The 24,118-nt window shown below is 65.0% G+C and carries 20 protein-coding genes; 7 read left to right on the forward strand and 13 right to left on the reverse strand.

The features are described from left to right. Positions 1 to 324 precede the first annotated feature (324 nt). Positions 325 to 1,125: a bifunctional hydroxymethylpyrimidine kinase/phosphomethylpyrimidine kinase gene (gene thiD, locus KMZ68_RS18610; protein ID WP_215612642.1), complete on the reverse strand. Its 801-nt coding sequence runs from the start codon at positions 1,123 to 1,125 to the stop codon at positions 325 to 327. A gap of 203 nt (positions 1,126 to 1,328) precedes the next feature. On the opposite strand from thiD, the gene KMZ68_RS18615 reads away from it, so the two are divergent. The 3 genes from KMZ68_RS18615 to KMZ68_RS18625 all read left to right on the forward strand — a co-directional run bounded on the left by KMZ68_RS18615 (position 1,329) and on the right by KMZ68_RS18625 (position 3,931). Then, positions 1,329 to 1,574 (forward strand): Lrp/AsnC ligand binding domain-containing protein, encoded by a 246-nt coding sequence (locus KMZ68_RS18615; RefSeq protein ID WP_027541873.1) that lies wholly within the window; start codon positions 1,329 to 1,331, stop codon positions 1,572 to 1,574. Between the two features lie 93 nt (positions 1,575 to 1,667). Then, positions 1,668 to 2,540: a dienelactone hydrolase family protein gene (locus KMZ68_RS18620; protein ID WP_215612643.1), complete on the forward strand. Its 873-nt coding sequence runs from the start codon at positions 1,668 to 1,670 to the stop codon at positions 2,538 to 2,540. A 230-nt stretch (positions 2,541 to 2,770) separates the two neighbouring features. Continuing rightward, positions 2,771 to 3,931, forward strand: coding sequence for a TAXI family TRAP transporter solute-binding subunit (locus KMZ68_RS18625; protein WP_215612644.1), 1,161 nt, complete (start codon positions 2,771 to 2,773; stop codon positions 3,929 to 3,931). Between the two features lie 51 nt (positions 3,932 to 3,982). Here KMZ68_RS18625 and KMZ68_RS18630 read toward each other — a convergent pair whose 3' ends face one another. Further along, positions 3,983 to 4,909, reverse strand: a complete 927-nt coding sequence (locus KMZ68_RS18630; protein ID WP_215612645.1) for a c-type cytochrome — start codon at positions 4,907 to 4,909, stop codon at positions 3,983 to 3,985. A gap of 164 nt (positions 4,910 to 5,073) precedes the next feature. On the opposite strand from KMZ68_RS18630, the gene KMZ68_RS18635 reads away from it, so the two are divergent. Further along, the gene (locus KMZ68_RS18635) at positions 5,074 to 5,499 is read left to right on the forward strand and encodes a CHRD domain-containing protein (RefSeq protein ID WP_215612646.1); all 426 of its coding nucleotides are present in this window, start codon (positions 5,074 to 5,076) and stop codon (positions 5,497 to 5,499) included. A gap of 156 nt (positions 5,500 to 5,655) precedes the next feature. Here the strand turns inward: KMZ68_RS18635 and KMZ68_RS18640 are convergent, their stop codons facing one another. The 8 genes from KMZ68_RS18640 to KMZ68_RS18675 form a co-directional block, all read right to left on the reverse strand. Then, the gene (locus tag KMZ68_RS18640) at positions 5,656 to 6,102 is read right to left on the reverse strand and encodes a c-type cytochrome (protein WP_215616395.1); all 447 of its coding nucleotides are present in this window, start codon (positions 6,100 to 6,102) and stop codon (positions 5,656 to 5,658) included. A 109-nt stretch (positions 6,103 to 6,211) separates the two neighbouring features. Then, entirely contained in the window at positions 6,212 to 8,521 is a 2,310-nt protein-coding gene (locus tag KMZ68_RS18645) for a xanthine dehydrogenase family protein molybdopterin-binding subunit (RefSeq protein ID WP_215612647.1), read from the reverse strand. Between the two features lie 185 nt (positions 8,522 to 8,706). Further along, positions 8,707 to 9,582, reverse strand: coding sequence for an outer membrane protein (locus KMZ68_RS18650; protein ID WP_249779402.1), 876 nt, complete (start codon positions 9,580 to 9,582; stop codon positions 8,707 to 8,709). A gap of 176 nt (positions 9,583 to 9,758) precedes the next feature. Then, on the reverse strand, positions 9,759 to 11,291 hold the full coding sequence (gene murJ, locus KMZ68_RS18655; RefSeq protein ID WP_215612648.1) for a murein biosynthesis integral membrane protein MurJ: 1,533 nt from the start codon (positions 11,289 to 11,291) through the stop codon (positions 9,759 to 9,761). Positions 11,292 to 11,414: 123 nt separating this feature from the next. Next, entirely contained in the window at positions 11,415 to 12,566 is a 1,152-nt protein-coding gene (locus KMZ68_RS18660; RefSeq protein WP_215612649.1) for a DegT/DnrJ/EryC1/StrS family aminotransferase, read from the reverse strand. 41 nt (positions 12,567 to 12,607) lie between these two features. After that, the gene (locus KMZ68_RS18665) at positions 12,608 to 13,627 is read right to left on the reverse strand and encodes a Gfo/Idh/MocA family protein (protein ID WP_215612650.1); all 1,020 of its coding nucleotides are present in this window, start codon (positions 13,625 to 13,627) and stop codon (positions 12,608 to 12,610) included. A gap of 186 nt (positions 13,628 to 13,813) precedes the next feature. Beyond that, positions 13,814 to 15,226 (reverse strand): mannose-1-phosphate guanylyltransferase/mannose-6-phosphate isomerase, encoded by a 1,413-nt coding sequence (locus KMZ68_RS18670; RefSeq protein ID WP_215612651.1) that lies wholly within the window; start codon positions 15,224 to 15,226, stop codon positions 13,814 to 13,816. A 7-nt stretch (positions 15,227 to 15,233) separates the two neighbouring features. Then, positions 15,234 to 16,223, reverse strand: coding sequence for an SDR family NAD(P)-dependent oxidoreductase (locus tag KMZ68_RS18675; RefSeq protein ID WP_215612652.1), 990 nt, complete (start codon positions 16,221 to 16,223; stop codon positions 15,234 to 15,236). 200 nt (positions 16,224 to 16,423) lie between these two features. On the opposite strand from KMZ68_RS18675, the gene KMZ68_RS18680 reads away from it, so the two are divergent. Both KMZ68_RS18680 and KMZ68_RS18685 read left to right on the forward strand, forming a co-directional pair. Further along, a complete protein-coding gene (locus KMZ68_RS18680; protein ID WP_215612653.1) occupies positions 16,424 to 17,383 on the forward strand; it encodes a lysylphosphatidylglycerol synthase transmembrane domain-containing protein in 960 nt (319 codons plus the stop codon). 139 nt (positions 17,384 to 17,522) lie between these two features. After that, complete coding sequence (locus KMZ68_RS18685) at positions 17,523 to 18,275, forward strand: glycosyltransferase family 2 protein (protein WP_215612654.1); 753 nt, start codon at positions 17,523 to 17,525, stop codon at positions 18,273 to 18,275. Here KMZ68_RS18685 and KMZ68_RS18690 read toward each other — a convergent pair. The 3 genes from KMZ68_RS18690 to rfaD form a co-directional block, all read right to left on the reverse strand. Then, on the reverse strand, positions 18,264 to 20,237 hold the full coding sequence (locus tag KMZ68_RS18690) for an SDR family NAD(P)-dependent oxidoreductase (RefSeq protein ID WP_215612655.1): 1,974 nt from the start codon (positions 20,235 to 20,237) through the stop codon (positions 18,264 to 18,266). The two genes, KMZ68_RS18685 and KMZ68_RS18690, sit on opposite strands and share 12 nt — an antisense overlap. Before the next feature lie 106 nt (positions 20,238 to 20,343). Further along, positions 20,344 to 21,816: a D-glycero-beta-D-manno-heptose-7-phosphate kinase gene (rfaE1, locus tag KMZ68_RS18695; protein WP_215612656.1), complete on the reverse strand. Its 1,473-nt coding sequence runs from the start codon at positions 21,814 to 21,816 to the stop codon at positions 20,344 to 20,346. Between the two features lie 22 nt (positions 21,817 to 21,838). Further along, positions 21,839 to 22,819 (reverse strand): ADP-glyceromanno-heptose 6-epimerase, encoded by a 981-nt coding sequence (gene rfaD, locus KMZ68_RS18700; RefSeq protein WP_215612657.1) that lies wholly within the window; start codon positions 22,817 to 22,819, stop codon positions 21,839 to 21,841. Positions 22,820 to 22,992: 173 nt separating this feature from the next. On the opposite strand from rfaD, the gene waaF reads away from it, so the two are divergent. Further along, the gene (gene waaF / locus KMZ68_RS18705; protein ID WP_215612658.1) at positions 22,993 to 24,060 is read left to right on the forward strand and encodes a lipopolysaccharide heptosyltransferase II; all 1,068 of its coding nucleotides are present in this window, start codon (positions 22,993 to 22,995) and stop codon (positions 24,058 to 24,060) included. Positions 24,061 to 24,118: the final 58 nt, after the last annotated feature.

The raw sequence follows: 24,118 nt of genomic DNA on the forward strand, positions 1-24,118 counted from the left end.
GTAGCAGTGCCGTACGACAATTGAGCGACAGGCCTCTCTTCATCCGTCGTCCTGGACAAGCGAGCGCGATCCGAGCCCCATACGCAGCGGCTTTGGTCGTTGCCAATGATGTCCGCCACCACAACAGTCGTCATCCCCCGCGCATGCGGGGGATCCAGTACGCTGCGGCTTATCGGTTCAATCACTGACGTCTCTGGAATACTGGGTCACCCGCTTTCGCGGGTGATGACAGGTAAGGATGTGGCGTGGCTTCGCGCATTACGGTGACAGTCCAGCACTGTCACCGTAATCGCCGCATTCGGGGACCACACGCAGGACGAGAGTTCAGTAAAACCGGTAAAAATGATGGATCGGCCCGTGGCCGTGGCCGACGCCGAGCCGGTCGGCCGCGGCGATCGCGGCGCTGACCCAGGCCTTGGCGTTGCGCACCGCGGTTTCCAGGTCCTCGCCTTTCGCAAGGCCCGCCGCGATGGCGGAGGACAATGAGCAACCGGTGCCGTGGGTGTTGCCGGTGGCGATGCGCGGCGCCGCCAGCGCGATGACGCCGCTATTCCTGACGAGATAGTCGATGCTCTCGGCGCCCTGCCCGTGGCCGCCCTTGATCAGCACCGCGGGACAGCCCATCGCCAACAGCCGCCTGCCCTGGCTCTCGATCGCGGCCTCGCCGGCGGCGGGCGGCTCGTTCAAGAGCGCGGCGGCTTCCGGCAAATTGGGCGTGATCAGCGAGGCCAGCGGGATGAGTTTGGTCCGCAAACCTTCGATGGCGTCCGCGGCCAGCAGGCGGTCACCCGAGGTCGCGACCATCACGGGATCGAGCACGATGTGTTGCGGCGACCACTTCTTCAGCCCCGCGGCGATGGCGTCGATGACCGCAAGCTCCGCCACCATGCCGATCTTGACGGCCCTGACCTCGAGATCGTCGAATACCGCGTCGATCTGCGCGGTGACGAAATCGGCGGGCACCTGATGAATGCCGGTGACGCCGCGCGTGTTCTGCGCGGTCAGGGCCGTGATGACGGAGGCGCCGTAGACGCCGAGCGCGGCAAAACTCTTCAGGTCGGCCTGGATACCGGCGCCGCCTGACGAATCCGAGCCGGCGATGGTGAGCGCGATCGGGATTGTCATGGTTCGGCTCGCGGGAATTCCGGATCGTCCAGCGTGGGCATGCATTGTCCTAACCCGACGCGCCATTGCCAGCAAGTTCGCTTGCCATGAGCCGTTGAATTTGGCTCTTTCCAGCAGCTGTGTTTTCTTGCCGCGAAGCGGTATCCACGTCGCTCGAAAACGCTATATTGCCACCAACGAGACGCCTTCTGGAGACGACAGCGATGGTTCCCTTTTTCGTACAGTTCAAATGCAAGCTCGGCCAATCCTACGCCGTCGCCAATGCGCTCGCCGAGGCCGAGATCGCCTCGGAGATCTATTCCACCGCCGGCGATTACGACCTGCTGGTCAAGTTCTACGTCGACAACGACACCGACATCGGCCATTTCGTCAACGAGAAGGTGCAGGTCATTCCCGGCATCCAGGACACCCACACCATCATCACCTTCAAGGCGTTCGGCCCAGGCTAGCGTCTGCACCGGGCCTGACCTGCCCGGACGCCATCCGCTTCAAGGGGCCGCCGTGCCCCCGACCCGAGTGTTCGCGACAATCAGAGGGACCGGATGGCGCGGCGGAAATTTTTCGCGACGATCATGATGGCCTGTGCCGGAAGCCTCGTTGCCGCCGGTGCCGGTGCAGCGCCGGAAACCGTATACTTTGCCAGCGCCGACGGCCGCACCCAGCTTGCAGGTTATTTGTTTGTTCCGCCGACCGCAGGCCCGCATCCCGCAGTCGTGATGTTGCATGGCAGAGCCGGGCCATATTCCTCCAACGTCCATCGGGGATGCACGCTAGTCGCAAGGGACAACGGGTCGCCTTGCAACGCCTCGACCCTCTCCAAACGTCACGCGGCGTGGGGCACCTATTGGGCCGGACGCGGCTATCTCGCGTTGCTGCCCGACAGTTTCGGACCGCGAAACAAGGCGCACGGTTTCGGTCGGTTCAGTCACGGCAACCCGGACCGCGACGACGTGAATGAGCGGACGGTCCGTCCGCTCGATGCGGAGGGCGCGTTGAGATATCTGCAATCGCGCCGTGATGTGACACCCGGGAAAATCTATCTGCAGGGCTGGTCAAACGGCGCGAGCACGGCACTCAATGTCATGTACCGCCAAACCTCCCTGCCCTCCGGCGGATTTCGCGCCGCGATCGCATTGTATCCGGGTTGCGGTCCTCGCGCCCTGATCTCGCAGGACTACAAGGCTGCCTCGCCGGTAACGGTCTTCCTCGCGTCCGGCGACCAAGAGGTTTCGCCCGCGGTTTGCCACCGAGTGCTCGATTCCGCTGAAAGCAGGGGTGAGCCGGTCAGGATCGTCGAGTATGCCGGGGCAACGCACAATTTCGACGACCCCGGCAAGAAGCGACAGTCGGTCGACGCCAACAGCACGGCGCGCGAAGACGTGATGCGCCGGGCTGCCGCACTGTTCGGCAATTGAGAATTCATAAGAAAAGCGCGACCGGCGACAGGACGAGCGGCTTCGGTCCCGGCTTCGAGCCGACGCGGGTCCGTCTCCCCCGTTTCGCTTCCGCCTTGCGGGATAGCCGGAAATCCGCGAGCATCCGTTTCAATGCGCGAGCCTTTGGCAGCCGGCGTCCTTTGCGGGCGAGCGAGCCTCGGCGAAAAGCGTCTCAAGGCTGCAACGTCAGCCCCAACGGGAGGAATGGAATGATCAATCCGATCATGAAGCTTGCGGCCATTGTACTGGCCGGAACTGCGGTTGCGACATCGACCGCGGTCGCGCAGGTGAAATTGCCGCCAAGCGTGACGATGACGGCCTATGACACCGGCACGTCCGGATTCAACATCACCGTCGCGATCGGCAAGATGTTCAAGGACAAGTACGGCACGGACGCACGCGTCCTGCCCGCCGGCAACGACGTCGCCCGCCTGCAGCCGCTGCGCCTCAACCGCGCAACGATCTCGGCGATGGGCGCCGGCGTCTATTTCTCGCAGGAAGGCGTGTTCGAATTCGCGACACGGGAATGGGGACCGCAGGCGGTCCAGATCACACTGAGTTCGGTCGACTGCAACGGCCTTTCGCTGGCGGTCGCCGGCGACGTCGGGGTGAAGACCCTGGCGGAGTTGAAGGGCAAGCGCGTCGGCTTCGTCGTCGGCTCGCCCGCGCTCAACCAGAATGCGCTGGCGATGCTGGCGTTCGCCGGTCTGACGGCCAAGGATGTCAAGATCGTCGAATTCGCCAGCAACAACGCGATGTGGAAAGGTGCCAACAACAACGACGTCGATGCGATGTTCGGATCGACCATCGCCGGGCCAGCCAAGGAGCTGCAGACCTCGCCGCGCGGTATCGTCTGGCCTCCCCTGCCGCACTCCGACAAGGCGGGCTGGGATCGCGTGCGCAAGGTCGGGCCGTTCTTCACCGAGCACAAAGCCACCTGCGGCGCCGGCAGCGAATTTTCCAAGGACAAGCCGATCGAGATCGGCACCTATCCGTATCCGATCTACACGGTCTACGGCAGCCAGGCCGAGAACGAGGTCTACATGCTGACCAAGGCGCTGATCGAAGGCTATGACGGATACAAGGACGGCGCGCCAGGCGCCAGCGGGCTTGCGGTGAAGGGGCAGACCAAGAACTGGGCGGTGCCGGTGCACAAGGGCGCAGTCAAGGCGCTGAAGGAGGCCGGGGCCTGGAGCGACGACCAGGAGAAGCACAACAACGCGCTGTTCAAGCGGCAGGAGATTCTGGCCGCGGCGTGGACCGACTTCAACAAGGGCAGCCCGTCGGCCGATCCCGCAAAATTCACCGAGGAGTGGATGAGCGCGCGCAAGGCGGCGCTCGCCAAGGCCGGCCTGGTCAATACGTTCTAGCGATGTGGCCATATCACTCACCTCTCCCCGCTCGCGGGGAGAGGGAGAAGCTTACGATTTCGCCGCCTTCTTCGGCCTCGGCGGTCCCTCCACCGGCGGCAGCGACTTCAGGTATTCGGCCATCGCCGCGCGATCCTCAGGCTTGAGTTGCGAGGTGTTCCTGATCACGCGCGCCATCGATCCGCCGGCGGTGTCGCCTTCCGGCGTCTGCCCGGTCTCGAGGAAATAGGCGAAGTCCCTGGCGCTCCACTCGCCAAGTCGCTTCTGCGTGATGTTCGGCACCCAGCCTTCGCCTTCCGGGTTCGGTCCGCCCGCAAAGCGCTGCGAAGCGACGATGCCGCCGAGAAGATTGCGTGGGCTGTGACACTCCGCGCAATGGCCAAGGCCGTTCACCAGATAGGCGCCGCGATTCCATTGCGCCGAGCGCGCCGGATCCGGCGCGGAAGGCTTGCCGTCCATGAACAGAAATTTCCAGATCCCGACATTGCGCCTGACATTGAATGGAAACGGCACATCGTGACCAGGCGCCTTGCCGGACACCGGCGGCAGCGTCTTCAGATAGGCAAAGAGGTCGCGGACGTCTTCGGCCTTCGCGTGCTCGTAGGACGCATAGGGAAACGCCGGAAAGTAGTGCCCGCCCGCGGGCGAGGTACCCTTCAGCATCGCCGTGACGAATTCCGCCTCGGTCCATCGCCCGATGCCATCGGCAGGGTCGGGCGAGATGTTGGGCACGCGGAAGGTCCCGAACGGCGACGGGATGGCGAGGCCGCCGCCGAGTTTCAGGCGATCGGGCTGGCCGGGTACAGCGTGGCAGGAGGAACATCCGCCGGCGTTGAACGTTGTGAGGCCGTTGGCCGGATTCGGCGTGTAAGCGGGCAACGCATTCGAGGCGACGACCGCCGGGATCGTCAGCCACCAGAAAATCGCACAGCCGATGACGGCGGTAACGACAAGGCCAAAGAAAGTTCGCCGCAGCATTCGCCGATCCGTCATCAACCGCCTGAATCTATCGGCTAGTATGGCCGGTATTGCAGCCATAGGCTGCCTGAAAATTTACGGCGTTGGAGCACGCCTGCGGGAATAATAGCGGAATCCCGCGGTTGAAACTGACACTACCGCCTCGCGTCAACAGGGAGAAAACCATGTCGAAGACCAGGACCATGCTTGCCACCCTTGCTTTGGGCGCAGCCGTCGCCATTGCCGGACCCGCCTTCGCCGACAAGATGAAGGCGACCCTCGACGGAAAAGCCGAGGTTCCCGCCACCACCTCGGCCGGGAAAGGCACCGCCGACATCGACTACGACGCCGCCACCAAGAAGCTAAGCTGGAAATTGACCTATTCGGGGCTTTCCGGGCCGGCGACCGCCGCGCATTTCCACGGCCCCGCCGCAGCCGGCGCCAACGGCGGCGTCGCACTGGCGATCCCCAATGCCGCCAAGAGCCCGGTCGAAGGCAGCGCCACCCTGACCGACGCCCAAGCCGCCGACCTGATGGCCGGCAAGTACTACATCAACATCCACACCGCAGCCAATCCGGCCGGCGAAATCCGCGGTCAGGTGACGAAGTAAGGACTTCGCACCTGAGGTGACGAAGTAAGGACTTCGCACCTGAGGTGACGAAGTAAGACTTCGCACCTGAGGTGACGAAGTGAAGTAAATTTCGTCGCAAGAGTACGAAAAGGACGGACGCTTCAGGCGTCCGCCCTTTGTTCGTTCAAGCCCGGACTAGCCGTTCTTGAGGCGGAAGGTCTCGTGGCAGCCGCCGCATTCCTTGCCGATGCCGGGGAAATTCGCTTTCAGCGAGTCGAGATCCTTGATCTTGGCCTTGGCCTCGGCCACCACCTTGGCGAAGCTCGCGATCTTGGCGTCGAAGCCGGCCTTGTCTTCCCAGATCTTGGGCGAGGCGCTGTAGTCGCCTTCCGGCTTCAGGCCCTTGACGCTTGCCGGAAACAGCGTCGGGAGCTTCTTGGCGGTGCCCTCGAACTGCGCCAGCGCGCTATCGACGGTAGCCTGATCGTAGGGCTTCTCGCCCTTGAACATCGCCCCGAGGGCGCCCGCATTCTTGCCGTTGCCCTTCATCTCGGTCTGGGCCTGCTTGACCAGGTCCTGCTGCGCCACCACCGCGCCCACACCCAGCAACAACGTTCCCACCGCCACGACAGTTCGCATCATCATCAGTCGAATCCCCCTGCTTTGAGCGCGCCCGTCCGCGGTCGGCGAACTGCGCTGACTATGGCCCAACCCCGCGCCGCGATTTTCATTCCCGCGGCGCGACGAAATATCAGAGACTGTGCCGGCGCTGGTGCTCGCGGATCGCGATCCAGACCCGCTCGGGGGTGGCCGGCATATCGATGTGGTCGATCTTGTATTCGCGCCACAGCCCGTCGATGATCGCATTGACGACCGCCGGGCAGGAGCCGATCGCGCCCGCTTCCCCCGCGCCCTTCACCCCCAAAGGATTGGTCTTGCAGGGGACGTTGTGGGTCTCGAACACGAATGACGGACCATCGGTGGCGCGCGGAAGCGCGTAGTCCATCAGCGTGCCGGTGACGAGCTGGCCGCTCTTGGGATCATAGACCGCGTGTTCCATCAGGGCCTGGCCGATCCCCTGCATCGCGCCGCCGTGAACCTGGCCGGCGAGCAGCAGCGGATTCAGCGTCACCCCGAAGTCGTCGACGATCACGTAGCTGACGATCCGGATGATGCCGGTGGCGGGATCGATCTCGACTTCGGCGAGGTGAGTGCCGTTGGGGAAGGTGCCGTCGGCGCTGGTGAAGGTAGCGCTTGCCTTCAGCTTCGACGGGTCGACGCCCGGCCGCCTGGCGAGATCGGCGAAGGTGATCGAGCGGTCGGTGCCGGCGATCCGCACGATGCCGCCGCTGATCTCGAGGTCGCCGGCGCTGGTTTCCAGCGCCTCGGCGGCGATCTCGCGCAAATTCGCACCCAGGGTGCGGGTGGCGCGCTCGACGCTGACGCCGCCGGTCGGTATCGACGCCGAACCGCCGGTGCCGAGGCCGGTGGCGATCTTGTCGGTATCGCCCTGCAGGGTGCGAACGCGATCCGGCGTCAGCCCGAACTGCTCGGCGACGATCTGCGCATAGGCGGTCTGGTGGCCCTGCCCGCTCGATTGCGTGCCGATCAGGATGGTGACGCCGCCATCGGGATCGAGCGCCACATTGGCGGTCTCCTCGCCCATGGTGCCGCAGACCTCGACATAGGTGCCGAGTCCGATGCCGCGCACCAGACCCTGCTTCTTCGCGGCCTTGGCGCGCTTGGGAAATTCCTTCCAGTTGGCGATTTCCATCGCCCGCTTCATATGCGCGGTGAAGTCGCCGGAATCGTAGACCTTGCCGGTCGCGGTCTTGTAGGGCATCGCGCGCGGCGAGATGAAATTCTTGCGGCGGATGGCGTCCGGCGTCATCCCGAGCTTGCGCGCGGCGGCGTCGACCAGCCGCTCGACGACATAGGCGGCTTCGGGACGTCCGGCGCCGCGATAGGCGTCGACCGGCACGGTGTGGGTGAACACGGTGCGGACCCGGCAATGGAAAGCCTGGATATCGTAGAGTCCGGGCAGCATGCCGGCGCCGCCATGCGGAATGTAGGGGCCGAAGGTCGACAGATAGGCGCCCATGTCGCCCATCAGGTCGACGTCCATGCCGAGGAACTTGCCGTCCTGACCGAGCGCCATCCGCGCCGTGGTGACGTTGTCGCGGCCCTGCGCGTCGCCCACGAAATGATCGGAGCGATCAGCCGTCCACTTGACGCTGCGACGCAGCCGGCGCGCGGCGACCGCGATCAGCGCATATTCGCGATAGGGAAACAGCTTGGTGCCGAAGCCGCCGCCGACATCCGGGCAGATCACCCGCATCTTCTCGACCGGAATTTTCAGCACGTTCTGGCACAGGATGTCGCGCAGCCGGTGGCTGCCCTGGCTGCCGACCGTGAGCGTCAGGTGGTCCCGCTTGGCGTCGTATTCGCAGACCGCCGCGCGCGTCTCCATGAAGTTGATCACCGCCCGCGGATTGACGATCGATATTTCGGCCACCGCATGCGCCTTCGCGAACGCCGCCTCGGTCGCCTTCTTGTCGCCGATCGGAACGTCGAACAGCACATTGCCCGGATGCTCGGGCCAGACCTGCGGCGCGCCTTTCTTCACCGCATTGGCGACGCCGATCGTGGCCGGAAGCGGCGTCCAGTTGACCTCGATGGCCTCGATCGCGTCGCGGGCCTGATCGACCGTGTCCGCGACCACGAAGGCCACGGCATCGCCGACGTGGCGCACCACGTCGCGCGCGAGAATTGCATAAGGCGGGCCGGTGAACGGATTGACTTCCAGGTTGAACAGGCAGGGAAGGCCGCCGAGATCCTTGACGTCTTCCGCCGTCAGGATCGCGCCGATGCCCGGCAGGCTCCTGGCGCGGGTGGCGTTGATGGTGAATTTCGCGTGCGCATGAGGCGAACGCAGCACCAGCGCATGCATCGAGGCCTGCGGCGCGTGATCGTCGGTGTAGCGGCCTTTGCCGCGAATCAGCGCGTCGTCTTCCTTGCGGACGACGCTTTGACCGACGCCGAACTTGATGGGAGCAGCCATCGTATCTCCGGTTACAAATGAAAGGCGGGGCATATTGCAGCGGTTCGGCTGCCAGCGCAAACCGCTTTCAGCCGGGAAGCCGCGGCCGGAGCAAGCTCAGCTCCCGGTTGCGCTGCAATCAGCCGACAAAAAAGCCCCGGGCGATGCCGGGGCTTTGATTGTCGGGAGCAGCGTTAGTGTCGGGATCAATACTTCGCGACCACCGGACCGCCGAACTGGTAGTTGATGCCGGCGCGCAGGATGTGGTCCGTGAAGTGCGAGCTTACATGCGCACCAATCAGGCTGGCCGGCGCGAGAGACAGGGTCAGGCTGTCGTAGCGTCCGAGATCCATATAGAGATATTCGAGCTTGGCGCTCCAGTTCTGGGTGATCTTGCCCTCGATGCCGGCGCCGACGGTCCAGCCGAGGTGCGTTTCGGTGCTCGAGCCGGAGATAGAGACCGGGACATCACCGGGGGTAAAGCCGGAGAGCGTGCCGCTGGTCTTGATGGAGCCGTAGGCCAGACCGCCCGTGCCGTACAGCAGCACCCGAGGCGACACCAGGAAACCGCCGCGCAGCCGAGCGGTGCCGAACCATTCGAGGCTCTGGTCCAGAGCGAGGCTGGTTCCGGTTACGCCGGGAATGAGAGCCGTCAATCCGGGAAGACAGGCGCCTCCAAGCTGCGCTAGCGGCGCGCAGAGAAAGCGTGAGCTTCCCTTTTCGCCCGACCACTGAATGTCGGCTTCGACGCCCCAGACCCAGCTGCCGGTTTGCCAGTTGTAACCAGCCTGACCGCCGGCGATACCGCCGTTCATGTCGAAGGCGGCGCTGGTGATCGAGCCCGCGGGCGGCACGATCGGCAGACCGGTCGCCGTGTTGAAATACGAAACGTCGGAGTTCGAGCGTCCCCAGCTGTATCCGGCGTTGCCGCCGATATAGAAGCCGGTCCAGTTCCAGACCTCAACCATGACAGGCGGCGCCTTGGTGTAGCGCGGAGCGAGATCCGCCGCGGACGCTGCCGGAATTGCTGCCATCGCGGCGAAGGCCGCGGTCGCGAGTGCCTTGAATGTCGAAGCGCGCATGGGAAGCCCCTGTTCGTAAGATCAACTCGAAACTTGGCGCGATCTTAACGGGGATTCCCGGTCGAGGGGATGCAGAGTTGCACCCTCCAGCATTTTACTCGCGAATGTTGCAAAAAGGAGCCAGTGCGGCGGACGATCGCGGCATCGGTCGTATACACTTGAAATATCGAGTGAATTTATGAAGAACGAACCAGCGACAGCAGCCAATTGCGGCCAAACAGCAGCAGGATCGAGCCGGCATATACAACCGCGCCGGTAACCACCAGCAACAGCAGCACCGCCTCGTCGCGCAGCACGCCCAGATGCGCGAGCTGCGGGGTCGCGAACCAGGCCGCAAACCAGAGCGCCGCCGCCAATACGATTCCGCAGGAGACAAACTTCGCCAGCGACTGCATCAGCGCGCGGTCGAGATCGAGATACCCTGCCCGCACCGCAAACCCGACCACCAGCAACAGATTGATCCAGGCCCCGGCCGCGGTCGCGAGCGCGAGGCCGACCTGGGCGAGCGCGCCCACCAGCGCGATCTTCAGCGCGACATTGACCGCGACCCCGGTCAGCGCCGCCTTGACCGGCGTCGCGGTATCCTTGCGGGCGTAGAAGGTCGCGACCGCGCTGCGGATCAGCACGAACGGGATCAGCCCGATCGCGTAGGCCGCGAGCGTGGCGCCGGCCGCCGCGGCGTCGGCCTTCGTGAACGCGCCGCGGGTGAACATCGCCCGCATGATGACGTCGGGCACGGTCAGGAAAGCGGCGACGAACGGCACCGAGAACAACAACGTGAACTCGAAGGCGCGCCGCTGCGACGCCATCGCGCCGGCCTGGTCGTTCGAGGTCAGGCTGCGCGACATCTCCGGCAGCAGCACGGTGCCGATGGCGATGCCGATGACACCGATCGGCAGCTGATTGAGCCGGTCGGCGTAATACAGCGCCGACAGCGCTCCCGCCGGCAGGAACGTCGCGATGATGGTGTCGGCAAACAGCGCGACCTGGGTTCCCATCGAGCCCAGCGTCGCTGGCCCCAGCGCGCGAAAGAAGGCGCGGACATCCTCGTCGAGCTTGAGCGGCGCGAACCGCGGCAGGATGCCGCTCTTGGCCGCGTCGCCCGCCAGCAGGAAGAATTCGAGGAAGCCCGCGACCAACACGCCCCACGCCGCAGCATAGCCGGCGCCGGGAAAGAACGCCGCCAGCGCCAGCGTCGCCATCATCGACAGATTGAGGAAGATCGGCGCCGCCGCGGCGCTGGCGAAGCGGTGCATCACGTTGAGCATGCCGCCATAGAGCGTCACCAGCGTCACCAGCAGCAGATAGGGGAAAGTGATCCGGGTCAGCGCGATCGCGAGCTCGCCGCGGGCCGGATCGTCGGTAAATCCCGGCGCCAGGACGGCGATCACCTGCGGCATGAACAGCCATGCGACGACCAGCAGCACCAGCTGCGTCAGAAACAGCAGGGTGAAGATGCGGTCGGCGAACAATCGCGCCGACGCCGCGCCGCGCTCGCCGTGGACATGGGCGTAGGCCGGCACGAACGCCGCATTGAAGGCGCCCTCGGCGAAGATCGCGCGAAAATGATTGGGCAGCCGCAACGCCACGAAGAACGCATCCGCCACCGGACCGGCGCCGAGAATCGCGGCCAGCATGATGTCGCGCGCGAAGCCGGTCAGCCGCGAAAGGAGCGTAAAGCCGCCGACGGTGAAGATACGTCCGAGCATCAGCCGCTTCTACAGCAAGCGGCGGCGCTGCAAAACGGCGAAATCAGACGATTCCCTGTTTGCGCATGATCTTTTCCGAAAACCGGATGCCACTTTGCGCCAACGCGGCCCTTCCGGTCGGGCTCATGCGCCAACCGCGCCGCGCACAGCCCTGATGACGCGCTCCTGCGTCGGTTCGTCGAGATAGGCATGCATCGGCAGGCTGATGACGTCGTCCGAAAGCCTTTCGCTCGCCGGCAGGCCGCCGTCGGCGACCGGGAAATGCCGGTAGGCGGTCTGCTGGTGCATGGATTTCGGATAATAGATCGCGGTCGGAATACCCTGCGCCTTGAGCGCGGCCGCGAAACCGTCGCGGTCGCAGCCTTTCGGCAGCCGGATGGTGTATTGCGCCCAGACCGAGGCGCAACCGCCGGCGAGACGCGGCACCGTCACTACGTTGCCGAGGCCTCGCGCATAGCGCTCGGCGACCTGGTTGCGCGCGGCGATCTCGTCCTCGAAAATCTTCAGTTTCTCGATCAGGATCGCCGCCTGCATGGTGTCGAGCCGCGCGGTGAGCCCGAGCCGGACATTGTCGTATTTGTCCGAGCCCTGGCCGTGGACGCGGACGCTGCGCAGCGTGTCCGCGAGTTTCGCATCGTCGGTGAGGATCGCGCCGCCGTCGCCGAAGCATCCGAGCGGTTTTGCGGGGAAGAAGCTGGTCGCGGTGGCGAGGCCCGCGGTGCCGAGGCGGCGGCCCTTGTAGGTGGCGCCGAAAGCCTGTGCCGCGTCGTCGAGCACGAACATGCCCTCGGCTGCCGCGATCCCGCCGATGGCGTCATGGTCGGCGCTTTGCCCGAACAGGTCGACCGGAATCACCGCCCTCGGCTTGAGGCCGAGTCTCGTCGCGGCCGCGATGCCGCGCTTCAGCGAGTCGACGTCCATGTTGAAGGTCGTTTCATCGACGTCGACGAACACCGGCGTAGCACCCGTCAGCGCCACCGCCTCGCCGGTCGCGCAAAACGTGAACGACGGACAGAACACCGCATCGCCGCGGCCGACATCCATGGCCATCAGCACCATCAGCAGCGCATCGGTGCCGCTGGCGCAGCTCACGACATGCTTTGCCCCGCTGAACTCGGCGAGCGCAGCCTCGAGCCTGGTCACTTCCGGACCGTTGATGAACTGGCAATGCGTCAGCACGCGGGAAACCGCCTCGTCGATCGACGGGCCGAGCCGGCGGCGCTGCGCGGCGATGTCGATGAAGGGAACGGGTTCTGGACGCAGGTGCTGGTTCATGGAGCCTTGCGGGGATCGAGAGTGGGACATCGGCGCGTTTGCTAGCCGACGACGCGGCGCGGCCCCTTGAGGGCTGCTGAGGCGGCGGTCGGCTTTGCGGGAGTTTCCAGGCATTGGATCGCGATTTCGAGACTGGCGACGCCTTCATCGCCGGTCACCGCCGGCACGTTGCCGGAGCGCACGGCATGAATGAACGCGATCAATTCGGCGCGCAACGGCTCGTCATGGCCGACCGGCAGATGGCGCATCGAATAGCTGCCGTCCGGCTTGAAGCCGAAGCACTCGGTGACCTGACGCGTCAAGAGATCGCCCATCACATATTTGCCGCGGGTCGCGACCGTGACGCTGCGCGCCTTGAACGGCGTCAGCCAGTTGGTGTTGATGTGCGCGAGCACGCCGGAGGCGGTGCGGAACTGCAACAGCGCGATATCCTCGCGCTCGGCGACGGCGCTGGAAAGCTGCGGCTGCACCTCGACGATATCGGACTCGGTGAACCAGCGGATCAGATCGATGTCGTGCACGGCAAGGTCGATCACCACCCCGACATTCGACATCCGCGGCGGAAACGGGCCGACGCGCGTGATCGCGATCGAAAGAATGTCTTCGCCCGACAGCGCCTTCTTGATGGCGGCGACCGCCGGGTTGAATCGTTCGACATGTCCCACCATCAGCGTCACGCCGGCGCGGCGGGCCGCGGCGACGATCTCCTGTCCCTCCGCTACCGAGGGCGCGATCGGCTTTTCGACGAGGATGTGAATGCCGTGCGCGATGCAGGCGAGCGCAACCTCGTGATGGAGGTGGGTCGGCGCGGCAATGGTCACCGCCTCGACGCCTTCCGCGATCAGATCGTCCAGGCTCGAGAAGGTGCGGCAGCCGGTCAGGTCCGTCGCACGCGTCCGATGGGCCTGCAGGGGATCGACGACGCCGACCAGCGTGATGTCCGGCAGGCCGGCCAGCACGCGTGCATGATTGCTGCCCATGACGCCTGCGCCGATCACGCCAATGCGAAGCGAACGCTTCGCCTCGGCCTTCGCCCCCGATGCGGCCCCTTTGGCACTCATATTCTCAACCCCGGTATCCCCACGTCACGAATATCCCGGCCGATCTCCTAGCACGTCGCCACACACGTGGCGAATGCAGAGAGACGATCCCGGACACGTTTTGATTCAAAAAATTACACCGTCCTGCCGCCCAGGCAGCGCGCATAGCCCGCAAGGATCGCGGTTCGCCGCCGATAGTCCCACCGCTCACGAGCGCTGGTAATCGTCCTCGATGCGGATGATGTCGTCCTCGCCGAGATAGCTGCCGGTCTGGACCTCGATCAATTCCAGTGGAATCTTGCCGGGGTTTTCCAGCCGGTGCACCGCGCCGATCGGGATATAGATCGATTCGTTCTCGTGCACGGTCTTCACCGTTTCGTTGACCGTCACCCGCGCCGCACCGCGCACCACGATCCAGTGCTCGGAGCGATGGTGATGCTTCTGCAGCGACAGCCGGCCGGCCGGCTTGACGATGATGCGCTTGACCTGGTGACGGTCGCCATTGTCGACCGACTGGTATGACCCCCAGGGCCGGTGCACCTTGATGTGATCCTCGGTGACTTCGGGCGCCACGGTCTTGAGTTTCGCCACCAGCCGCTTCAGGCCGTTGGCGTCCTTTTGCCGCGACACCAGCACGGCGTCCTGGGTGGCCACCACCACGAGATCGTCGACCCCCTCCAGCGCCACAAGCGCCCGGTCGGTCGAGACGTTGCAGTTGCGCGAATCCTCGAACACGGCGGCGCCCTGCGCGGCGTTGCCTTGGGCGTCCTTGTCCGCCAATTCCCATACCGCATGCCAGGAGCCGACATCGGACCAGCCGCAGGACACCGGCACCACCGCGGCGCGCGCGGTCTTTTCCATCACGGCATAATCGATCGAGATCGCCTTCGCCGATCCGAAGGCGTCGGGATCGAGCGTGATGAATCCGAGGTCGCGGCCGGCTTTGGTCACGGAATCAGTGATGGCCTGCACGCTGTCCGCATCGACGTTGCGATATTCATCGAGCAGCACCGACGCGCGGAACATGAAGTTGCCGCTGTTCCAGAGGTAGCCCGCCTTGAGGTATTCGGCCGCCGTCTTCGCATCCGGCTTCTCGACGAATGTCGCGACGCTGCGGACCTCGCCTGAAATCGCCCCGCCCGGACTGATGTAGCCGTATTCGGTGGCCGCGCGCTCGGGCGCAACGCCGAAGGTGACGATGCGTCCCGCTTCGGCGGCCGCGAGACCCTGCCGGCAGGCGGCGAGAAAAGCATTGGTGTCGCGCACGACGTGATCGGCGGCGAGCGCCAGCACGACCGCTTCGCCGTCGCGCATCTGCGCAAAGGCGGCGCCAGCGGCGATCGCCGGCCCGGAATCCCGCCGCATCGGCTCCAGCACGACATCGGCCTCGAGCCCGATCTCGGCCAATTGCTCCAGCACCATGAAGCGGTAGGCGGTGTTGGTGATGACGATCGGCCGCTCGAACAGCGCCGCATCCGACACCCGCACCATCGTATCCTGAAAGGTCGAGCGCGGCCCGAACAGCGGCAGGAACTGCTTCGGATGAACCTCGCGCGAGGCCGGCCACAGCCGCGTCCCGGCGCCGCCGCACATGATCAGGGGAATAATTCGTCCGGTCATCGGCGCCTCAAACCTTGTAGTGACTGCGATACCACGCGACGAAATCGCGCAGACCAGCCTCGATGGACGTCTCGGGCCGGAAGCCGAAGTCCCGCATCAGGTCCTCGACATCCGCGAAAGTCTCCATGACGTCGCCGGGCTGCATCGGCAACATATCCTTTATCGCCGTGCGGCCCAACTCCTTCTCCAGAATTGACACGACGTGCATGAGTTCTTCCGGGTGATTGTTACCGACATTGTAAAGCTTGGCCGGCGGCACTCCGGTTTCACCCTCACTTGCCGGAACCCGATCGACAAGGCGCAATACTACACGGCTGACGTCATCGACATGGGTAAAATCCCGCCGCATCCTGCCATGGTTAAAAAGCCTGACCGGCGTGCCCTCGGCGATGGCCTTGGTGAACAGGAAAACCGCCATATCGGGCCGTCCCCACGGCCCGTAGATCGTGAAAAACCGCAGGCCGGTGACCGGAAGCCGATAGAGATGGCTGTAGGAATAGGCCATCACTTCGTTGGCCTTCTTGGTCGCGGCGTAGAAGCTGATCGGATGGTCCGTCCTGTCATCGACGGAAAACGGCAGCTTCGCGTTGACGCCGTATACCGACGACGACGACGCATAGATCAGATGACGGCATCCATTGTGCCGGCATCCTTCCAGGACATTGACGAAGCCTTCGAGATTGGCGTCGACATAGGCGTGGGGATTGTCGATCGAATAGCGAACGCCGGGCTGGGCCGCCAGGTGAACCACCACCGTGAACCGGTATTGCTGAAACAGCGACGCCATCGACCGGCGATCCGCAAGGTCGGTCTGGACGAAATCGAACCGCGGATTCTCGCGCAGGATATTCAGCCGCGCCTGCTTCAAGGCGGGATCGTAGGAACCGCTGAGGTTGTCCAGGCCGAAAACGTTGCGGCCTTCCGCCAGCAACCGGCAGGCAACGTGAAAGCCGATGAAGCCGGCCGCACCCGTGACCAATATTGTTTGATCCGCCATCGTATCCTCGAGGGCATCGATTTCAGCTGCGGCCGCTCCGGCCGGCCCTCTTTACCCGCCGTGTCGAGGGTGCCGCAATACCCGTTTGGCCGGCTATTGCCATATCGACTTCAAAAACATACCAAGGCGGTCGAAATGCAACGCGCGGCCACCGGATCGCGTTCTTCTGACACATTCTCAAACCCGAGAGCGCGAGCGACATGCGCCGGATACTGCTTTCAGCGGCAAAAATACTGATCTCCGCGGCGCTGCTTTATCTCGCGCTCCGCAAGGTCGATTTTTACGAACTCGCCTCGCGCTTCAACGTCGCCAGCCTGGGCTGGATCGGCCTCGCCATCGCGGTGTCGTTCCTGCAGATCTTCGTCGGCGTGCTGCGCTGGCGCGAGATCAGCGCCGAGTGCGGCGCGCCGCTCGGAACCGCGCAGGCGATGCGCTACAACGTCATCGGAACGTTCTTCAATCAGACGCTGCCGTCCTCGATCGGCGGCGACGCGGTGCGGCTGTGGCTGTTGGCGCGCGCCGGCGCCGGATGGCGCGCCGCGACCTACTCCATCTTCGTCGACCGCGCGATCGGCCTGATCGCGCTTGCGGTCATCATCGTGGCAAGCCTGCCATGGAGTTACAGGCTGATCAGCGATCCCCATGGCCGATCGGCGCTGCTGTTCGTCGATCTCGCCGCCCTTGCCGGCGGAACGGGATTCCTGATCCTTGGCAGGTTGCCGTGGCCGTGGCTGAAGCGGTGGTGGGGCACGCATCACCTGCACGCCTGCTCGGTGATCGCCAACCGCGTCATCTTCAGCCGGCAGCGCGGACCGAAAATCGCGGTGCTGTCGTCGCTGGTCCACGTTCTCACCATCGTCATCGCCTGGTGCGTGGTGCAATCGATCGCCGCGCCGGTCGTGTTCGGCCAGATCTTCCAGCTGATTCCGCCGGTGATGCTGATCACCATGCTGCCGATCTCGATCGCCGGCTGGGGCGTCCGCGAGGCCACCATGGGCCTGGCGTTCGGCTATGCCGGGCTGGTGACAAGCGAAGGCGTGAACATCTCGCTGCTGTTCGGGGCAGTATCCTTCATCGTCGGCGCCTGCGGCGGGCTGGTGTGGATTTTCAGCGCCGAGAAGGCGGCGCAAGGCGCTGCGCCGATCGAGGCCTCCGAATAACATGCACGCCCCGGGCGAGGTCCGTCGCCGACCTGCAACCTGGCGGACCTGAACGGCCGCTAGGCGATGCGTCCGGCGAGACCGATGCTTTTGACAGGCCCATTCGGCCTCGGTAACGTGAACGCCTCACGAGATCCCAATGAAGATCAGCGTCGTAACAGCCAGTTACAATTCGCAGGCAACGATTGGCTCTACGATCGAGTCGTTCCTCGCGCAGGACCATCCCGAAAAAGAAATGCTGGTGATCGACGGTGCGTCCGGCGATGCAACGCTGAAAATCGTCGAGTCCTTCGGTTCCAACGCGATCCGTGTCTTCTCGGAGAGGGACAAAGGCGTCTACGACGCGATGAACAAGGGTTTTCGCCTGTTTCAGGGCGACGCCATCGGGTTTCTGAATTCCGACGACACCTTTCACGATTCCGGCACGCTAAGCGGCATCGCCGCGGCATTGCAGGACGCCGATATCGTCTATGGCGACCTCAACATGGTGACGGATCATCGCACCAAGCGCCTGGTGCGCTCATGGCGCGGAGGAACGTTCAGGCGCAATTCGTTCCAGCTCGGCTGGGTGCCGCCCCACCCCACCTTCTACATGCGAAGGGAAGTCGCCCAAAAGGTCGGCGACTACGATTTGAGCTATGTCACCACCGCCGACTACGACTACATGCTGCGGGCGCTGGCGCTGAACGATTTCAGGGTGCGCTACATCCCCCGGGTCATCGCCGACTTCCAGATGGGCGGTATCAGCACCCAGGGCTGGCGCGTCACGCTGCGCGGAAACCTGGAATGCCTGCGGTCGCGGCGGGCGCATCTGAATGCGCCGGTCATCGACGCCGCGTTCTTCCTGCGCTTCCTCAGGCGGATATTCCAGCTCCGGGCATCAGGGCTGTAGCGACGGCGCGGAGGACGCCGCCGCCTCGGCCGGCGCGCCCGAACCGAACTCCGGCACGGCATCCTTCAAGACGACCTTGATGGTGGCCCGGTCATCCCCGGCGATCGCCTGTTCGAGCGTCGCCAGCCATTTTCGCAAGGAGGCCATCGGCGGCTCGTTGGGCTTGGCCGCCATGATCCCGGCAACGCCGATCTCGATCGCGGGCTCCTCGCTGGCGAACAGGATTTCGTTCAGCCGCTCTCCCGGCCGCATGCCGCTGAAGACGATATCGATGTCGTGTCCCGGCTGCAGGCCGGACAGCCGGATCATGCGCTCGGCAAGATCGACGATCCTGACCGGCTGGCCCATATTGAGCACGTAGACCGACACGTCCGCGCGCGACGGCGACAGCGCATGGGTGGCCGCCGTCAGCACCAGGTCGCAGGCTTCCCGGATCGTCATGAAGTACCTGACCATCTCGGGGTGGGTGACCGTGACCGGCCCGCCGGCCTCGATCTGCGCCTTGAACTTCGGCACCACCGACCCGTTCGAGGCCAGCACGTTGCCGAACCTCACCGAGATCAGCCGCATCCGCGGCTTGCCGTCGAGCTGCGCCGCCAGATCGTGATCGAGCGCCTGGCAATACATCTCGGCGAACCGCTTGGTCAGCCCCAGCATCGAGACCGGCTCGATCGCCTTGTCGGTCGAGATCATCACCATCGCCTCGGCGCCTGCCGCCAGCGCCGCGTCGGCGACGTTGACCGATCCGAAGATGTTGGTCTTGACCCCCTCGCTCCAGTCGCGCTCGAGGATCGGGACGTGCTTGAGCGCCGCGGCGTGAAACACGATATCCGGCTTGAATTCGTTCATCAGCCGCAGGATGCGTTCGCGATCGCGGATGTCGGCGATCCTTCCCTCGATCGCGGCATTGCTTTGGTGCGCGGCCAGGGTTTCCGTCACCGCATAGAGCGCCGGCTCGGAATGTTCGATCACCAACAGCCGCGCGGCACCGAAGGTCACGACACGGTCGCAGATCTCCGAGCCGATCGATCCGCCGCCGCCGGTGACGATCACCGCCTTGTCCTTCACCAGCGCTTCGAGACGCCCGTAGTCGATTTTTTCGCTGGGACGCAGCAGCAGGTCCTCGACCGCGACATTGGTCAGCCGCGGCGCCTCTCCGCTCTCCAGCGACGGCAGCCGGCTGACGATCAGCCCGAGCCGGCGCGCCCGCATCAGCACGGATTCGGGATGCGCTTCGGGATCGAACGCCGATGGCGTCATCACCACGCGCGTGATTGGCTTGTTGCGCCGTGCGAAATCGCCGATCACGTCCTCGATATCGTCGATACCGCCGAGCACGGGGATATTCCGGATGGTCTGACCGCGATCGGCCGGCGACGGCGACAACAGGCCGACCGGCCAGATCCGCCTGACGGCGCCGCTTTCGATGCCGCGCAACAGGATTTCGGCATCGGCGGCGCGGCCGACCAGCAAGGTCGCCGAGGCGTCTTCCGCCTTCGCGTGATGGCGCACCCGCGTGTAGCGGAAATACCGATAGGCAAAGCGCAACGCGCTCAGGAACGACACCTCGAGAAACCAGTAGAGGATGATGGTGATCTTGCCGAGAAAGAAGGCGCCCTGAACATTCGGCGCCACCGGCATGCCGTGAACGTTCGGTGCGACGAAAATATAGTCCAGCACCAGCAGGCCGATCGTCAGCACGGTCGCCACCCGCAGGATATTCAACGCGTCGGGCAGCGAAATGAAACGCCATTTCGTGGTGGTGAGATTGAAGGCGTAGCTCACGACCACGCTGAAGGCGACGAACCAGGGCAGGATCCGCAGCAATAGCGGCAGGCGATCGAAAAAGGCGTCGCCCTCGAAGCGCAGATAGAAGCTCGCAACCAGCGCGAACGCCGTCGCCAGGGCGTCGTGCGTGGCGATCAGCACGTTGCGCAGGGTCAGATTTGATAAACGCGTCATTTCGCCGGCCGGGAACAGGGACTATCGGGGTGCGGTTGCGGGGCCGCTGATAGCTCATCCCGCGCGCGTATGCCAGCCGCCGCTGCCGGAACCCTGACGACGACGCTCACGCCCCGTCTCCGCGCGCGCGATTGACCAGCGAGGTCGTCGAGAAGCCCGGCAACACGTCCACCAGCAGCACTTCGCCGCCTTCGGCTTCGACGATCTCGTGGCCCACGACCTGATCGCGGCTGTAGTCCCCCCCCTTCACCAACACGCTCGGCTTGATCGCGGTGATTAGTCCGATCGGCGTGTCTTCCTCGAAAATGACCACGAGATCGACCGCCTCCAGCGCCGCCAGCACTTCGGCGCGGGCGCGCTCGTCCTGGACCGGACGTCCCTCGCCCTTCAGCCGCTTTACCGATGCGTCGCTGTTGAGACCGACGATCAGCCGGTCGCAGGCGGCGCGCGCCGCGGTCAATACCTTGACGTGGCCGGGATGCAGTATGTCGAAACAACCGTTGGTGAAGCCGACCCGCAATCCCTGCTTGCGCCAATCCGAAAGCTGCGCGTCGAGGCCGCCGCCTGCCGCGATGATCTTTTCCTCCGCCGCGAGGAACGCATGCGGCAGAATCTTGCGCCGCAGTTCCGCCGGCGTCACGCTGGCGGTGCCCTTCTTGCCGACGGCAACCGCGGCCGCCGCATTAGCCATCCTAAGCGCCGTCTCCCAATCGGCCCCCGCCGCCAGCGTCACCGCCAGCGCCGCGGCGACGGTGTCGCCGGCGCCGGAGACGTCGCTCACCTTGACCGGATGCGCCGGCACATGGATGGCCTCGCCGTTGCGCGGCACCAGCGTCATGCCGTGTTCGCTCTGCGTCACCAGGATGGCTTCGCAGTCCGCCAGTTGCATCGCTTCCCCCGCGGCTGCGGCAATGCTGTTTTCGGTATCGGCGCGGCTGCGGGTCGCCTCCGCGAATTCCTTGCGGTTGGGCGTCAGCAGCGTCGCGCCGCGGTAGATCGCGAAATTGGCGCTCTTGGGATCGACGATCACGCGCTTGCCGAGTTTGCGCGCGGCGTCGATGACGTTGCGGATCACGCGAGCGGTGAGCACGCCCTTGGCATAGTCGGACAGCAGCACGATGTCGACGCGGGCGAGCCGCGGCAGGATGGCGTCGATCAGTTTCTGCTCGATATCGGCTGCCGCAGGCTGCGCCAGCTCCCAGTCCGCGCGCAGCATGTGGGTGGAGAAATGCTCGGAGACGAAGCGCACCTTCCGCGTCGTCGGCCGCGACGGGTCGCACACCAGCACGCTTTCGATTCCGCTTTCCTGTGCCAGCGCCGATTGCAGCGTCGCCCCCGAATCGTCGTCGCCGATCAGCCCGACAAAGATGCAGCGCGCGCCGAGCGAGGCGATGTTGCGCGCGACGTTGCCGGCGCCGCCGATATTGATCTCGCTGCGCTGGACCGCAATCACCGGCGCTGGCGCCTCCGGCGAAATACGCGATACCTCGCCATAGACGAATTCGTCGAGCATGAGATCGCCGACGCAGAGCACCGTCCGGCTGGCAATCGCATGCGACAGGGCTTCAAAATCGAACATCTGAACTCGTTATCGTTGCGCGTCAGCGGAAGCGGTCGGCGGAATCGAGAAAACCCCTGACGTAACTCCCGACCGCGTCTTCCAGTGCCGTGAAGCCGCCGTTGTAGCCGGCGCGCTGCAGCCGACCGACATCGCTCTCGGTGAAATACTGGTAGCTGCCGCGAATCTGCTCGGGCATGTCGATATACTGGATATTCGCAGACGCGCCGAGCGCGGCATAGGCCGAAAGCATCAGATCCCTGAAACTGCGCGCCTTGCCGGTGCCGACGTTGTAGATGCCGCTGACCGACGGTGTCGCGAGCAGCCACATCATCACCCGCACCACATCGTCGACATAGATGAAATCGCGGCGCTGGTCGCCGTCGGCGATGCCGTCGCGGTGCGACTTGAACAACTGCACGACTTTGCCGGCCTTGATATCGTCGAAGCGCCGCGCCAGCACGCTCATCATCGCGCCCTTGTGATATTCGTTGGGGCCGAACACGTTGAAGAATTTCAGGCCCACCCATTGCGGCGGCAGCTTCTCGCTCCTGGCCGCGCGCTCGGCGACCGCCATGTCGAACAGATGCTTGCTCCAGCCGTACAGATTCATCGGCCGCAACGTCTTCAGCGCCGACATCGACTGGTCGTCGCGGAAGCCCTGCGCGCCATCGCCATAGGTCGCCGCCGACGAGGCGTAGATGAACGGCGTCGCATTGGCCGTGCACCAGTCGAGCAGCCGCATCGACAGCCGGAAATTGGTTTCGATCACCAGATCGCCGTCGGTCGCCGTGGTCTCGGAGATGGCGCCGAGATGGATGATGGCATCGAGCCGGCGGCCCTCGAGCCAGCCCATCAGTTCCGCCGGCGGCACGATGTCGGCAAGCTGGCGTTTGGCGAGATTGCGCCATTTGCCGTCATGGCCGAGCACATCGCACACCGCCACGTCCGCGCGGCCTGCGTCGTTCAACGCGGCCACGACGTTCGATCCGATAAAACCGGCGCCACCGGTCACCAGCAACATTCCGTACCCTGCCCTTGATGTGGGATGGCAGCTTTGCCCCAGTCCGGCCCGGCAGGCAACTTGGGGCGTCCCGCTTGGTGAAGACGAGGGCTTCCCGCGGACGGTGACTTTACCTCGCCCGGAGGAGCCGGTACCGACAGGTGTGAAATGCTCCCGAGGACGACCATCAAAGTATGAATCTTGATTCGGCACATAAGGCGATCGAGGACCCGGGCGATACCCGGCCGATCCTGATCGTCCCCTATATGTGGATCGGCGATTTCGTCCGCGGCCATACCGTGGTGCGGGTGCTGAAGCAGCGCTGGCCGAACCGGCCGGTCGATCTGCTCGTCACCTCGCTGTGCGCCCCGCTGGTCGATTATATGCCGGGGGTGCGCGCCGGGATCGTCTGGGACCTGCCGCGCAGCCGGCTGGCGCTGGCCAGGCAATGGGGCCTGGCCGAGCAGCTGAGGGCCAGGGGCTACGGCACCGCACTGGTGCTGCCCCGCACCTGGAAATCCGCCATTGCGCCAGCGCTGGCCGGCATTCCGGAACGGGTGGGGTTCGTCGGCGAGGCCCGGTTCGGCCTGATCAACCAATGGCGCTGGGGCGAAAAGGCCCTGCCCCGCTTCATCGACAAGAATGCGGCCCTGGCGCTACCCGATGGCGCGCCGCTGCCAAGCGAATGGCCGGTGCCGCAGCTCCATGTGCCGCCTGAGGAAAGCGCCCGCTGGCGGCAGGCCAACGGGCTTGGCACGGGCCCTGCCGTGGCTCTGGCGCCGGGCTCGGTCGGCGCGTCCAAGCGCTGGACCTACTACCCGGAAGCCGCGCGCCTGCTGGCCGAACGGGGCCTCGATGTCTGGGTGGTCGGCGGCCCCGGCGAAAAGGCGCTGGCGGCCGAGATCGTGGCCGCAGGCGGACCTCGCGTCCGCGACCTCACCGGCACCGACCTGCGCAACGGCATTCTGGCGATGGCGGCGGCCAGCGTCGCGATATCGAACGATTCCGGGCTGATGCATATTGCGGCGGCGATCGGCACGCCAACCATGGGGATTTTCGGCCCCACCAGCCCCTATCACTGGGCGCCGCTGAACGGCCTCGCCGCGACGGTGCAGACCAGCACCGCGGTGCCATGCCAGCCCTGCCACCGCCCGGTCTGCACCATGAACGACCACCGCTGCATGCGCGACATTCCCGCTTCCGACGTGGTTGCGATCGCCGGGCGTGTGCTGGCCGAGGCCGGAGCCGGCGTTGCACGCTGACAGCGCGCGCTTGCGCAGCCGCTGTGCGGTCATTACCAAGATGGCCAATTCCAACCCT

It is taken from the genome of Bradyrhizobium sediminis (genome assembly GCF_018736105.1).
In the GTDB taxonomy this organism is placed as follows: Bacteria; Pseudomonadota; Alphaproteobacteria; order Rhizobiales; family Xanthobacteraceae; genus Bradyrhizobium.

Coding starts and splice junctions, on each gene's coding strand:
- thiD (WP_215612642.1), bottom strand. CDS start 1,125: ATGACAATCCCGATCGCGCTCACCATCGCCGGCTCGGATTCGTCAGGC.
- KMZ68_RS18615 (WP_027541873.1), top strand. CDS start 1,329: ATGGTTCCCTTTTTCGTACAGTTCAAATGCAAGCTCGGCCAATCCTAC.
- KMZ68_RS18620 (WP_215612643.1), top strand. CDS start 1,668: ATGGCGCGGCGGAAATTTTTCGCGACGATCATGATGGCCTGTGCCGGA.
- KMZ68_RS18625 (WP_215612644.1), top strand. CDS start 2,771: ATGATCAATCCGATCATGAAGCTTGCGGCCATTGTACTGGCCGGAACT.
- KMZ68_RS18630 (WP_215612645.1), bottom strand. CDS start 4,909: ATGCTGCGGCGAACTTTCTTTGGCCTTGTCGTTACCGCCGTCATCGGC.
- KMZ68_RS18635 (WP_215612646.1), top strand. CDS start 5,074: ATGTCGAAGACCAGGACCATGCTTGCCACCCTTGCTTTGGGCGCAGCC.
- KMZ68_RS18640 (WP_215616395.1), bottom strand. CDS start 6,102: ATGATGCGAACTGTCGTGGCGGTGGGAACGTTGTTGCTGGGTGTGGGC.
- KMZ68_RS18645 (WP_215612647.1), bottom strand. CDS start 8,521: ATGGCTGCTCCCATCAAGTTCGGCGTCGGTCAAAGCGTCGTCCGCAAG.
- KMZ68_RS18650 (WP_249779402.1), bottom strand. CDS start 9,582: ATGCGCGCTTCGACATTCAAGGCACTCGCGACCGCGGCCTTCGCCGCG.
- murJ (WP_215612648.1), bottom strand. CDS start 11,291: ATGCTCGGACGTATCTTCACCGTCGGCGGCTTTACGCTCCTTTCGCGG.
- KMZ68_RS18660 (WP_215612649.1), bottom strand. CDS start 12,566: ATGAACCAGCACCTGCGTCCAGAACCCGTTCCCTTCATCGACATCGCC.
- KMZ68_RS18665 (WP_215612650.1), bottom strand. CDS start 13,627: ATGAGTGCCAAAGGGGCCGCATCGGGGGCGAAGGCCGAGGCGAAGCGT.
- KMZ68_RS18670 (WP_215612651.1), bottom strand. CDS start 15,226: ATGACCGGACGAATTATTCCCCTGATCATGTGCGGCGGCGCCGGGACG.
- KMZ68_RS18675 (WP_215612652.1), bottom strand. CDS start 16,223: ATGGCGGATCAAACAATATTGGTCACGGGTGCGGCCGGCTTCATCGGC.
- KMZ68_RS18680 (WP_215612653.1), top strand. CDS start 16,424: ATGCGCCGGATACTGCTTTCAGCGGCAAAAATACTGATCTCCGCGGCG.
- KMZ68_RS18685 (WP_215612654.1), top strand. CDS start 17,523: ATGAAGATCAGCGTCGTAACAGCCAGTTACAATTCGCAGGCAACGATT.
- KMZ68_RS18690 (WP_215612655.1), bottom strand. CDS start 20,237: ATGACGCGTTTATCAAATCTGACCCTGCGCAACGTGCTGATCGCCACG.
- rfaE1 (WP_215612656.1), bottom strand. CDS start 21,816: ATGTTCGATTTTGAAGCCCTGTCGCATGCGATTGCCAGCCGGACGGTG.
- rfaD (WP_215612657.1), bottom strand. CDS start 22,819: ATGTTGCTGGTGACCGGTGGCGCCGGTTTTATCGGATCGAACGTCGTG.
- waaF (WP_215612658.1), top strand. CDS start 22,993: ATGAATCTTGATTCGGCACATAAGGCGATCGAGGACCCGGGCGATACC.